Consider the following 13,123-nt stretch of genomic DNA (forward strand, 5'->3'; position numbering starts at 1 on the left):
GGTGAGGAATGGAACATCCCCACCGATTAACCGTATTTCTTATACCATGTCCACAAAGAACTTTTTATACCACACTAGGAATACATAAACCGTCCAAATATATCGACCGCGATTTGCTTTCCCTTCATAGTGCTCATCTAGATAGCCCACTAATTGTTTTGTATCAAAGAATTCATTCGCAAAGTCCGTTGTAAACATTTCTTTGACCATGCTGTAATACTTTTCTTCACGTAACCAGTGACGAATTGGCACTGGGAAACCAAGTTTTGGCCGTTTCGCCCATTCCTCTGGTAATTCTTGATGTGCCGCTTGACGTAAAACATATTTTGTATCAATGTCATTGACACGATATCTAGATGGAATATTTTTCGCTAATTCCATAACTTCTTTATCTAAAAATGGTACACGTAATTCAATTGAATGAGCCATACTCATTTTATCTGCTTTTAATAAAATGTCACCAGGCATCCAAAGGTTTAGATCTAGGTATTGCATTTTTGTCACATCGTCATCACCAGGCACTTCATCATAAATACGTTTTGTAATCGATTTTACAGATGGCGCATTTTTATAAGCTGGTTTTAAAACATTAATGGCATCTACTTCATCCCACACGACTGCTTCTCCAATAAAACGCTCTTCTACCGTTTGAGCACCTTTAATAAGGAAGTTCGTATATTGATTTTTCGGTAGGGCTTCTGCCATTCCTCGTAATGTTTTACGAAGACCTAATGGTAGTTTTTCGTATTTTTGCATTTTCCCTGAGTTTTGATACCAAGCATAGCCACCAAAAATTTCATCTGCGCCTTCACCTGATAGCACAACTGTTACATCTTTTGATGCAAGCTCTGAAAGGAAGTAAAGTGGCACTGAAGATGGATTGGACTGTGGCTCATCCATATGCCATTGAATTTTAGGAAGAGCTTCAAAGCACTCATCCGCTGTAATATATCTACGTTCATTTTGAATATTCAACGTATCTGATAAATCTTTTGCAAGATTTGTCTCATTGAACATATCTTCATAGTCAGCAAATCCTACTGAGAAGGATTTATCTGGGCGTAATAAAGAAGTAATATAACTAGAGTCAATACCACCAGATAAGAATGAACCAACTTTTACATCACTAATTTTATGAGCTTCTACAGACTCTTTAACCGTTGACTGAATTTCTTCGATATATTTTTCAATCGGTGCGTCTTTTGCATGGAATTTTTTATCCCAATATTGCACAATTTGCTTTTGTCCATTTTGAATCAGCATATAGTGTGCAGGTGGTAATTTAAAGACACCTTTAAAGAAGGTTTCATCCATTGAAGAATATTGGAATGTTAAGTATGGGCGTATCGCCTGTTTATTTAATTCTTTAATAAATGAAGGATGTGGTAAAAACGATTTTATTTCAGAACCGAAAATAAATGTACCATCTGTTGTATACTCAGAATAGTACAATGGTTTAATACCAAAACCATCACGTGCAATAAATTGTAAATCATTCTTTTTATCCCAAATACAGAAGGCAAACATCCCACGTAGTTTTTTCACAAAATCTACGCCATATTCTACATAGCCATAAATAATGACTTCACTATCTGACTGTGTTTTAAACGTATGACCTTTTTCAATAAGATCTGCACGTAACTCTTGGAAGTTGAAAATTTCCCCATTAAATACAAGCACAATATTGCCGTCTTCACTATATAATGGTTGATTTGCTACTTCTGATAAGTCAATAATACTTAATCGACGGAAACCTAACGTTACTTTATCGTCACTATGAATACCGCCGCTATCTGGTCCGCGGTGAATAATTGTATTCATCATATTTTCTATTGTTTGATGATGATCAATCACATTTGTTCCATTAATATAACCAATAAATCCGCACATTCTATTTTTCACCTCATAATTTAGTGCATAACCTTTACCATAATAGCATGAAAAGACGTTCATTTCATGCTGACAATGCTAATAAAGGAAAACTTTCATCGAAACAATTGTATAACAAAGATTCATGTGTTTCATTCTACTATAAACACTCTTCATCACGAAAGATGAGATAAGGAATTATAAAACACTTTTCTATTATTTTCAATGTCCAAGAAAACCCCTCTCTATATAGACTTCATGTATAATAGGAAAGATTCCTAATTTGAACAGAAAGTGAGTTTCTAACTATGTATGATGTAATCGTGATCGGTGGTGGCCCATCTGGTTTAATGGCGGCGATTGCTGCCGGAGAGCGTAAAAAGAAAGTGTTATTGTTAGAAAAAGGCGCAAAACTTGGCAAGAAATTAGCCATCTCTGGCGGTGGACGTTGTAATGTTACTAATCGTTTACCTGTCGAAGAAATAGTTAAGCATATACCTGGCAATGGTCGTTTTCTTTATAGTCCATTTACAGTTTATAATAACGAAGATATTATCGCATTTTTTGAAGGGCTTGGTGTCGCCCTAAAAGAAGAGGACCACGGCAGAATGTTCCCTGTATCCAATCGGGCACAAGATGTAGTTGATACACTAATTCGTCAGCTTCAACGACTACATATTGAAGTTCGTTTACACACAGCCGTCAGTAAGCTTCTGATGGACGAAAATAAAATTTTGGGTGTACGTCTTGCGGATGGCTCCGAAGTCCGTAGTCAAGCAGTCATTGTAGCAGTTGGTGGCAAGGCGGTCCCACAAACCGGTTCAACAGGTGATGGCTATCCTTGGGCAGAGCGTGCTGGTCATACAATCACGACGCTCTTCCCAACAGAGGTGCCTGTTCTATCAAAAGAGGACTTTATCCAAGCGCGTGAGCTTCAAGGTCTAGCATTGCGTGATGTCGCTGTCTCTGTGCTCAACAAAAAAGGCAAGACACTTGTCACACATCAAATGGATATGCTCTTTACCCATTTTGGCTTGAGTGGTCCCGCTGTTTTACGCTGTAGTCAGTTCGTTGTGAAAGAATTAATGAAAACAGGCTATGAACCAGTGACAATACGTATTCAGACACTGCCTCATTATAATGAAGAAACATGTCTGCAATATTTAAATAAACTAATCAAGGAAGATCCAAAAAAGGCTGTGAAAAATGTCTGGAAAGGCATTGCACCAGAACGGTGGCTCTTATTCTTATGTGAGCGAGCAAATATCGATGTCCAATCAACAGGTGCTGAGTTATCCCAAGAGAAAATTCGTCAATTAGCACATTTATTAGTCAATTTCACATTAAAAGTGAGCGGCACACAGTCACTTGACAAAGCGTTTGTTACGGGCGGTGGTGTCTCTGTAAAAGAAATCGAGCCAAAAACAATGGCATCAAAGAAAAAAGAAGGTTTATTCTTCTGTGGAGAAATTCTTGATATTCATGGCTATACAGGGGGCTATAATATTACCTCTGCGCTCGTAACGGGACGTATTGCAGGAATGCATGCTGCATTATAATAGAAGAGAAAGACCTTTTGGCAAGGCAAGGGATTGATTTCCGTTCAAGGGGCGTCCGATAAGCCGCCTCCACCATGTTTCTTTATCTTTCATATAGCTGTTGCAATCGAATAGCCCTTTATTTGTATAATGAGAGAAAGAACAGGCTCTTACTTTCAATGTGGAGAAGTGTTTAGTTACAACACGCTTTCATAAATGCGTAGTGAACACCTTCACTTTATTTAAAAACCTTTGCTAAAAAGTTAAATATTTGTGGGTTGAGGTGGCAGGCTACTTGACTCCCATGGGATAGCGAGACAGTTGAAACCCTACACCGAGCGGTAGCGGAGTAAGCGGCTCGGCGCTCGCCTACAGGAAAGTAAGTAGCCAGCAACGGAAATCCATTTTCATCTTTCACAAAAATGCTATTGATTGCTTTGTTTTTCAACACTATGAAAAAGCGTGTCCAAGAAAAACGGACACGCTCTTTTTAGCTTTCACTAGACATATAAACTTCTTCAAACGGCTGGATAATGACAAAGCCTTCACCTGAAAATGCCATTTGAATGGATTCGCCACTGCCACGACCGATAAATGTACGGAAGCTGATATCTGTTTTAAACTCAGGTGTTAAATTTCCTGACCATGCAACGGTAGCATGTGGATCAGTATAAACTGTTTCACCTGGTTTCACTAATAATGTCAATGGTTCAAAATGTGTTGTAATGGCCACTTTCCCTGTTCCTTGTAGTGTCACATTGAATAAACCACCTGACATGATGCCAGCCATTTTACGCATTAAGCGTATATCCCATTCAATACTAGGCTCAAAGGCAAGTAAATCATTTCCGTTTACACAAATACTATCATTTTTCAAATCAAAAACCGTTACTTTCTTTCCTTGGTCTGCTAAATAAAGTCTTCCCTTTCCACTTGCTTTCATCAATTGCGTGCCTTCACCTGTTAAAGCCTTCTTAAACATCTTACCAAGACCATGCTCCAGCACACGCTCACGTTCAAATTTAATATCACCCGTATAGGAAATCATTGCACCCATTTTTGACCATACTTCACCGTTTAGATTCACTTCTAATACTCGTTCAGTTTCCAATTCAAAATAATCATTCTCATTGTCATCTTGCTGTGTTTTATGAACAAATTCATCTAAAGAAAATTTCCCCAAGATTCATCCCTCCTAATTACCTTATATACGTGTACTATTGAGAAAAGATTCAAATTTTAGCGGATTGTCCCTGATTGTGCATTTCGTTACAAAATTTCTCTTTTAATAATAAAATCACTTCATTTCCAGTCATGTTATTGACATCAAATATATACTGTTATACATTAAATGAAGAAACGATAATTGTTATATAACAATCGCTACAAAAAAATAACTATATAAGTGCCATGTGCGAAATGACACTTATATAGTTCCTGTCTCAATTGAAAGTTCACTTTATTGAGTAGCGGAGACATCTCCAACATTTTGTGCTGCTTTTAAAGCAGTTTGTTTACGTACATCTGCACGTAGTGTTAACGAAATAATTAATGAAGCTGCGATTAACCCAGCAAATACATAGAACACAGGAATATAGCTTCCGTAAGCATTTTTAATTGTACTTACTAACAACGGTCCGAAAATACCACCTAATGACCAAGTTGTTAATAAATAGCCATGAATAACGCCAAGTTGCTTTGTACCAAATAGATCACTAGCAAATGCAGGTAAATTCGAGAATCCACCACCGTAGCAACTAACAACTAAGAAAATAAGTGCTTGGAAAATAATTACGTTTGTTGTATGTGGTAGGACAATAAATGTAATTAATTGTGCTGTAAAGAAAATAACAAAAACGTTTGAACGACCAATATAATCAGACACAGCGGCCCAAATTAAACGACCACCACCATTAAATAGCCCCATTATTCCTACCATTGCAGCAGCACCAGCAACTGATAGACCAACAATCTCCTGTGCCATCGGAGAGGCAACAGATATCATCATAATCCCCGCAGTTACATTGACTAAATGCATGGACCATAGCATCCAGAAATGCTTTGTTTTGACAGCCTCACGCGCTGACATCACTGCTAAATCTTTCTTTACTACTTCTTTGCCTTTATCGGCAGCTGCCTTCATATTCGCTGGCATATAACCAGGCTTAGGCGGCGCTATATATGAAGCCCCTAAAATCATTAACGTGAAATAACTTGCCCCTAAAATAAAATACGTTGTAGAAATGCCAACTGCCTCCATTAAGTTGGCTGCGACTGGCGCTGTAATTAATGCACCAGATCCAAATCCAAGTACGGCCATACCTGTTGCTAGACCACGGCGATCTGGGAACCATTTTACAAGTGTTGATACAGGGGCTATATAACCAATCCCCATACCTAACCCACTAAGAACACCATATGTTAACCAGTACATGACAACAGAATCCATTGAAATCGCTACACCCGCACCAGCTTGTCCTGCTCCAAATAAGACAGCTGCTACCATCGCCGATTTACGTGGCCCCATTTTTTCTACTAAGCTACCAAATAATGCGGCAGAGAAACCTGCAAGCCCCATCATAATGGTAAAGGCAACCGTTACCTTTGTTTCACTCCATCCCATTTCTGTGACAATCGGTAGCTTATATACACTGTATGCATAGGCTCCACCGATTGAAAGGTGAATAGCGATTGCAGATAATGCAATTAACCATCTATTTTTATTCATAAATTCTCATTTCTCCCCTCTTTTGCTACCTGTGAAAATTCTATGAACGTCCATGTAAAACAATTTACCACTTAGAATTATTCAAATGCAAGATGTTTTTCTAAAAAATATTATTTCTCCAAAAAGTATTTTGTTTTTTTATTAATGATTTTTATCACATAAGCCTTACAGTCTCTAAGTATAAATTCGTTTTTCCTACAAAAAACATGACAGCTTTTAGCTAATATTACTTTTCTACTCTATTATCCTAGGTATCATTAATTATATTAATATAATCATTTTTGTGCATAACTTCACATTCTGATGTTGTATACGTCTTATTTTACCAACAATATTTTTATGCTTATTTCTCTAAAAAGGAAGCAGATCAAATTAATGAATAATAGAAATTTTTAGAACAAAAGAGAATTTCACCATATAAATGTACGAAATTTTAATTTTTAGAAGTAGCAATAAAAATTAAAAATCAATTCTGTTTTTACTTAAACTTTCAAAAAAATAATTTATTGACAATACAGAGTATGCATATTTTATAAATAGCTTTCAATCGCTCCCTATTTTTATTATTCAAATATACATTTTTATTTCAGGAAATTGAATATTAATGGCAACTAAACAAAATCAATTGCTTCTTATAGAATACAATTAATCTGGAACAAGACGATTTTCGAAGTCATATTGTTTTTGTAAAAAAATAAAACAAGCGCTACAAAAAACAGCATGTTAGAAGCTACCTCTAACATACTGTACAGAAAAATACATTTTTTAATTTGTTTTTCCTTTCATAAAAAGCATAACTTTTATTTCTTTATAATAAATACATAGCAAAATCCCTAGTAAAATCAGTAAGGAGCCATAAATTTGGACACTGGTAGGAAATTGCTTTAAAAAAATCGCACTCAACAGCATGGCAATAGCTGGCTCAAAATTCAATAACAGCGAAGCATTCGTCGAGCCTATTTCCTTCATTTTTTGATTCCACATTAAATTACTAACCCCATGAATAACGATTGCTGATAAAACTAGCAAAATCCAATAGGGGTATGTTACTTGCCAATTTGTTTGCGGCAATATAGTAAAAGAAAATGGTATAAGCATCAGTAAGCCAATTAGATTTGTATAAAAGGTGATGGACTGAGCTGACATTTTTAGACTAAGATGATTCACAATAATAAGAAATAAGGAAAAGCTTAGCATTGTAATTAAACTTAGCACCTCTCCCTTACCAATAGAAATGGTGATGAGGGCTCCTTTTGTAATGATGAGACCCACTCCTACAAATGAAATGATCGCACCTAGCCAAAATATGCCGTTCCGTGATTCATGATAAATCAATTTATTCAATAATGATGTGGCAATCGGTGCACAGGCTAATATTAAAGCCGCAGTGATAGGAGAAGTATGCTGAAGGCTGGCATAAAAACTATAGTGATTAATGGAAACGCCCAGTATTCCTGCAATGACCAACAATAGTAAATTCTTGCGCGTAAATATTGTTCGGGTAATAGCTTTCCAACTAATACATCCCAAAAATAAAACAATGATAATTAGCCTAAAAATGGCGACTGTTATAGGAGCCCAGTGTTCAATTAAAATCGAGCCAATAATGAAGTTACTGGCCCAAAAAAATACACAGCTAAATAAAATCATATAGATAGTGAATTGCTTCATATTAATCATACCTGCATGTAAAGAGACTTCTACATAAGTTCTGGGTCAACTATTAAAAATCTACTTCCCTTTCCTTTATTAATCTTTTCTATTAAAACATAAGTATAGCAAACTAGAAGATTTCTAGTTTGCTATCATATCTAAATAAGGGGGATTTAGATTTATACTTAGTTGATAAACTTACCATTTGACATAACCACTCGGTTAGATAGTTTACGTGCAATGACCTCAGCACTTGATACTGCGTCAAAGAATACAAAGCTTGCTTCGTCTTTCACATTCGGCCAAACCTTCTGACCATTTGCATCTAATGGTGTTACACCATTTGTAATATATTTTAATGTTTGTCGAATAGAGCGTTCATCTAGCTTACGAGAAATATCAGCAAAAGTAGTCGCTTTTTCTAAAATATCTCCAGAGCCATTAGGACTCCAAGAATCATAAAAGCCATCGCACCCAAAGTGGACATCTACTCCGTGCTCTGTTAGTAAATCAATTGGTGGAATTAAACGTCTTAAATCGAATGGCACAGTAGACATAATTTTCACTTGCTGTTGTGCGAGACGATCAGCGATTTTATGCTGTTCCATAACGGATACATCCCCAAGTGAAAATGCATGACTAATCGCCGTTCTACCTTGATATTGTGCATCCTCAACGATATCTATCCATTTATCGATTGTATAATACCCAACATGACCACCATCATGGAGGTGAATATCAACATCTACATTAAACTCCTGTGCGATATCCATCACTTCATAAAGAGAAGGCTCAATTGAATTATCAATCCCTGCTGGATCTAAGCCGCCAATCATCGTTGCCCCATTGCGTAAGGCTTCACGCAATAATTTAGGGACATCATCTCTTAGTAAGCCATGCTGTGGGAAGGCAATGACTTCTGACGTCACGACATCTTTATATTCATCCAATGCCGCTAGTACACCTTCTAAATTTTTCAAGCCAATGTAAGGATCAATATTAACATGGGTACGAATATGGTTGGCGCCATTCTTAACGATTTTCTCAATCATTGCAGCTGCACGTTGTTTACCTGTTGTAGCAAGAACGGATAACTCTTGTGCTTCACGATCAAGTCGTTCCTTTAAATTTTTTACGGGTACACAAGCCTTCCATGGTAAAGTTAAGTATGTTTTATCTAAATGATTATGCATTTCCTTAAAGGCAGGTAATAGCAGCTTCCCGTTCATATTTGTTACTTCATTTGGAGAATCGATTACCTGCGTTGCTGGTACAATTTGAGAAATATAGCCATCTGTAATTTCAAGGTTAAAAAGCTCCACTTTCGTACCAACTGTATCATTTTCTTTTACATATTCTCCTGTTTCAAGTAGAACATTTGTAAGCCAGTGCTTCATCTGAATTCTCCTTTCAACTCTCCTACTTCCTGTTGGTGAATAATTTTGCCCTGTGAAATAACAGTAGAAATTGGGCATCTTCTTGCTATAACATGAGCAGTGCTAACGCCATCTACTAACAGCATATTGGCTTTATCACCAGCTTGTGGCCAAACACGTTCTCCCGCGTCGTTCAAAGGTGTGATACCACCAGAAGCGTATTTCCAAGCACGACTTAATGAATATTCGTCGATAAAACGGAATCTCTGTGCCATCACATTTAATTTCATAATCGTATTGCCCGTACCGTATGGTGACCAATGGTCTGTTAAACTATCATGTCCTACAGAAACCTTTACACCATTGTTATAAAGATAAGGCATTGGTATTGTTGAACGATTCAGGTCTGTTGGTACAGTTGTTGTGACATCCATTTGTACAGCAGCCATCGCCTGTACTAAATTTTCTAATCGTGACTGTTCTAAATCGGCAAGTGCCATCGCATGGCTAATTGTCACTTGTCCTTCTTTTTTCGCCTGTTTCGTTAACTCGATTAGCTTATAAAATTCAAATTCACCAAGTGTGTTAGCTGTATGAATATGAATATCTATTCCTGCATTATAGTCTTGGGCAATACCCATCGTTGTGTGCAGTGATTTCTCAATATTGCGATCTACAATGGATGGGTCAACGCCCCCAACGAGCGTTGCACCCATTGCCATTGCTTCACGGATCAATTCTTCCACATTGGAGCGTAATAAGCCATGTTGTGGAAAAGCCACAATCTCATAGGTGATTTGATCTTGATATTTTTCTAATACTTGCTTTGTTATGTCAATGTGTTTTGTCCCAATTTGTGGGTCCACATTACAATGTGAACGAATATGTGTATGTCCTTGGGAAATAAGCCACTTCACCATTTCCTCTGCTCGATAAGCAGCCGTTGGTAATTGCTTTGGTAATAGCGTTCTTTCTTCTTCAATACGCGTTAATATCCCTTTAGTAATGGGTCTTGGTGCTTGCCATTCCCCACCAAAATACGTTTTATCGATATGGATATGCATTTCTCGGAAAGAAGGAACTAATAGTTGCTTTTGAGCATCCACTACTTCTACGTCTCCATCGGCCACTATATTGTTATCCACTTGTTGAACATGCCCATCTACGATTAGGACATCATAAATACCTGTACGAGTTGCAACAATATGTTCATTTTCGTGCTCATATGCTTCTTCTAATCTTACATTTTTCAGCAATAGTTTACTCATAGTTTCCTCCCAATTGGTATTTTTTATCTTTCACCAAATTCGATTATTCTACAATTTCAACGCCACCGATTATTGTGTAGTTAGATGCGTCTAACCAGAAACCTTTTACAGCATTGCTGTAGACTGCTAAATGCTCATAGTTACGAACTGGAATGTATACAGCTTCATCTAACTCTATTTGCATTGCCTTTTTGTAGATTTCATTACGTGCTTCTTGATTTGACTCAGAACGCCCTTGCTCAATTAGCTTGTCTACCTCTGGATTTGAATAGTAGAAATGGTTGCCTGGAGGTCCCATAGAAGCCGTGTGGAATAGATTAAATTGGTTATAATCAGCATCCCCAGTAGCATTACCCCAACCACTAATAAATATTTGGTGCTGTTCTTTCGTGATTTCAGAAATAAATGCACCATACTCCATTACTTGAATTTCAACATCTAATCCAATACCTTTTAATTGAGATTGAATAACCTCAGCCATATTGATACGCTCTTTACGGTCACTTGTCAGTAATTTAACTTTTGTTCCTTCTTTAACGCCAGCTTCTTTTAGTAACTCTTTTGCCTTTACTACATCATAGTCATATGGTTTTGTTTCACTAGAATAACCAATAATTTTAGGACTCATTGCCGAATTTGCAAGTGTACCTACATTATCATAAATACCACTAATAATTGCTTCGCGGTCAACTGCATAACTAATTGCCTGACGTACTTTTACATCTAATAATAGTGCATCTTTCACATTGAAACCGATAAATTCTACTGCAAGTCCTTCGGCACGGAATAAATTCATCGTTGAAGAATTTTCTATGCGGTCAATCTCTGTTACGGGTACTTGTTCAGCGATATGTGCTTCTCCACTTTCAATCATTGCTAAACGAGTAGAGTCCTCTGGTACGACTTTAAATGTTACTTTATCTACTTTCGGTACAGTGCCCCAGTAATCTTTGTTTGTATTTAATGTAATTTCTTGACCAGATTTCCAATCCTCGAATACAAATGGACCTGTCCCTACTGGATGTGTTGCTAATTCATCAGCCGCTTCCGCAATAGCTTTCGGGCTGATCATACTACCTTCTTGACTTGCTAAAATAGATAAAAGCGGTGCATATGGTTCTTTTAACTTCAACGTGACAACATACGTATCATCTACCACTGCTTCATTAATCATTGATAATTTATCACGTTGTGGTGAACCAGTTGCAGGATCTAAAATACGATCAAATGTAGCTTTAACAGCCTCTGCATTAAAATCTGCTCCATCATGGAATTTAATGCCCTCATTTAATGTAAATGTCCAAGTGACATCATCTTTTTGCTCCCACTCTTTTGCAAGTAATGGAACAATTTTGCGATCTCTATCAAAAGCAACAAGTGTTTCATATATTTTGCCATGGATAATATTCGCTGACGGAATATCTGTAATAAAATGAGGATCAAGGCTTGTCGCATCCGATGCTCTTAAAACAACTAATTCTCCTCCTACACTTTTTGATCCCTCCTTAGAACCTTCTGAACTTTGATTACTTGCAGTTGAACATGCCTGTAAAACAAGTACGGTAATGAGTGTCATAAATAAAATCAACTTCATTTTCTTCATAAACATTTCCTCCTTATATGATTTGATCCTTACATTTCGAATTATAAAGAAATAAAATTCACTTGTTTTTTAAAATCTTTACATGTTTTTTAAATTTTCTGACTAATACTCCATTAATCATTTACATTCTTTACGCTTTTCACTAAATTGAAAACAAATCAAATAGAAAAGGAGATTCGATATGGATAAAGTAACTACTACTATCGATCATTCTGTTTTAGTGAATGCACGCAAGGCCTCTAGAAAAAAGAATCTTGTCTCTTTCCTAAACAAAATAAAAAAAAATAAAGCGGCGGTCGCTGGGGGCATCATCATTCTTCTCTATATATTGATGTTTCTTATCGGACCTATTCTAGCACCTTATGATCCTTACGACGTACAGTTAGATCAAAAATTACAAGGGCCAAGTTTAGATCATCTAATGGGCACCGATGACAAAGGACGAGATATTTTAAGTCGAATTTTATATGGTTCACGCTTATCCATTGGAGTTGGTATTTCAGCTGTGTTATTTGGTGGGTCGATTGGCACATTCCTAGGACTTATCGCTGGTTATTATGGTAAATGGATTGATTCTATTATTAGTCGAATTTTAGATATCATGCTTGCCTTTCCAGGTATTTTATTAGCTCTAGCTATTGTTAGTGCATTAGGGCCAAGTCTAATTAACGTCACAATTGCAGTAGGTTTTTTCTCTATCCCCATGTTTGCTCGTATCGTACGTGGCTCGACAATGGAAGTTAAAAAACTAGAATATATCGATGCTGTCAAAACACTCGGAGCAAATGATATGACGATTTTAATTAAACATATTTTCCCGAACATTTTATCACCGATTATTGTACAAGCATCTATGCGTTTAGCAACGGCTATTCTATCTGCGGCAGGTCTATCCTTTTTAGGATTAGGGGCACAGCCACCATCTCCTGAATGGGGTGCCATGCTATCAAACGGAAGAGATTTCTTATTTACTGCTCCTTATATGGCGCTATTCCCTGGTATTATGATTTCCATCCTTGTTTTAGGATTTAACTTATTTGGCGATGGTTTACGCGATGCGCTAGACCCAAGAATGAAAAATTAAAGGA

The 13,123-nt window shown here is 36.9% G+C and carries 9 protein-coding genes; 2 read left to right on the plus strand and 7 right to left on the minus strand.

Translation table 11 applies throughout. The features are described from left to right. Positions 1 to 39: 39 nt before the first annotated feature. On the minus strand, positions 40 to 1,890 hold the full coding sequence (asnB, locus tag AC6BKE_RS24790) for an asparagine synthase (glutamine-hydrolyzing) (protein ID WP_271910733.1): 1,851 nt from the start codon (positions 1,888 to 1,890) through the stop codon (positions 40 to 42). Between the two features lie 287 nt (positions 1,891 to 2,177). Between asnB and AC6BKE_RS24795 the strand changes: the two genes are divergently transcribed. Then, complete coding sequence (locus AC6BKE_RS24795; RefSeq protein ID WP_036118785.1) at positions 2,178 to 3,428, plus strand: BaiN/RdsA family NAD(P)/FAD-dependent oxidoreductase; 1,251 nt, start codon at positions 2,178 to 2,180, stop codon at positions 3,426 to 3,428. A gap of 469 nt (positions 3,429 to 3,897) precedes the next feature. On the opposite strand, the gene AC6BKE_RS24800 is transcribed toward AC6BKE_RS24795, so the two are convergent. The 6 genes from AC6BKE_RS24800 to AC6BKE_RS24825 all read right to left on the minus strand — a co-directional run bounded on the left by AC6BKE_RS24800 (position 3,898) and on the right by AC6BKE_RS24825 (position 12,035). Continuing rightward, complete coding sequence (locus tag AC6BKE_RS24800; protein ID WP_036118779.1) at positions 3,898 to 4,590, minus strand: AIM24 family protein; 693 nt, start codon at positions 4,588 to 4,590, stop codon at positions 3,898 to 3,900. Between the two features lie 276 nt (positions 4,591 to 4,866). Next, a complete protein-coding gene (locus tag AC6BKE_RS24805; RefSeq protein WP_036118777.1) occupies positions 4,867 to 6,135 on the minus strand; it encodes an L-lactate MFS transporter in 1,269 nt (422 codons plus the stop codon). Between the two features lie 765 nt (positions 6,136 to 6,900). After that, positions 6,901 to 7,806, minus strand: coding sequence for a DMT family transporter (locus AC6BKE_RS24810; protein WP_499858201.1), 906 nt, complete (start codon positions 7,804 to 7,806; stop codon positions 6,901 to 6,903). 167 nt (positions 7,807 to 7,973) lie between these two features. Then, positions 7,974 to 9,185, minus strand: a complete 1,212-nt coding sequence (locus AC6BKE_RS24815; protein WP_342535040.1) for an amidohydrolase — start codon at positions 9,183 to 9,185, stop codon at positions 7,974 to 7,976. Further along, entirely contained in the window at positions 9,182 to 10,432 is a 1,251-nt protein-coding gene (locus tag AC6BKE_RS24820; RefSeq protein WP_499858202.1) for an amidohydrolase family protein, read from the minus strand. The genes AC6BKE_RS24815 and AC6BKE_RS24820 overlap by 4 nt, the downstream gene beginning before the upstream one ends. A 43-nt stretch (positions 10,433 to 10,475) precedes the next feature. Continuing rightward, positions 10,476 to 12,035 carry a glutathione ABC transporter substrate-binding protein gene (locus AC6BKE_RS24825; protein ID WP_036118773.1) on the minus strand — a complete coding sequence of 520 codons (1,560 nt, stop codon included), beginning with the start codon at positions 12,033 to 12,035 and terminating at the stop codon, positions 10,476 to 10,478. 181 nt (positions 12,036 to 12,216) lie between these two features. Here AC6BKE_RS24825 and AC6BKE_RS24830 point away from each other — a divergent pair, with 181 nt between their 5' ends. Continuing rightward, positions 12,217 to 13,119: an ABC transporter permease gene (locus AC6BKE_RS24830; RefSeq protein ID WP_058845055.1), complete on the plus strand. Its 903-nt coding sequence runs from the start codon at positions 12,217 to 12,219 to the stop codon at positions 13,117 to 13,119. The last annotated feature ends 4 nt before the right edge of the window (positions 13,120 to 13,123 follow it).

The organism is Lysinibacillus sp. COL-1 (assembly GCF_059814265.1).

Bases quoted from the DNA above. Each gene is read 5' to 3' on its own strand.
- AC6BKE_RS24825 (WP_036118773.1), bottom strand. From the start codon at position 12,035: ATGAAGAAAATGAAGTTGATTTTATTTATGACACTCATTACCGTACTT.
- AC6BKE_RS24815 (WP_342535040.1), bottom strand. From the start codon at position 9,185: ATGAAGCACTGGCTTACAAATGTTCTACTTGAAACAGGAGAATATGTA.
- AC6BKE_RS24830 (WP_058845055.1), top strand. From the start codon at position 12,217: ATGGATAAAGTAACTACTACTATCGATCATTCTGTTTTAGTGAATGCA.
- AC6BKE_RS24795 (WP_036118785.1), top strand. From the start codon at position 2,178: ATGTATGATGTAATCGTGATCGGTGGTGGCCCATCTGGTTTAATGGCG.
- asnB (WP_271910733.1), bottom strand. From the start codon at position 1,890: ATGTGCGGATTTATTGGTTATATTAATGGAACAAATGTGATTGATCAT.
- AC6BKE_RS24805 (WP_036118777.1), bottom strand. From the start codon at position 6,135: ATGAATAAAAATAGATGGTTAATTGCATTATCTGCAATCGCTATTCAC.
- AC6BKE_RS24810 (WP_499858201.1), bottom strand. From the start codon at position 7,806: ATGAAGCAATTCACTATCTATATGATTTTATTTAGCTGTGTATTTTTT.
- AC6BKE_RS24820 (WP_499858202.1), bottom strand. From the start codon at position 10,432: ATGAGTAAACTATTGCTGAAAAATGTAAGATTAGAAGAAGCATATGAG.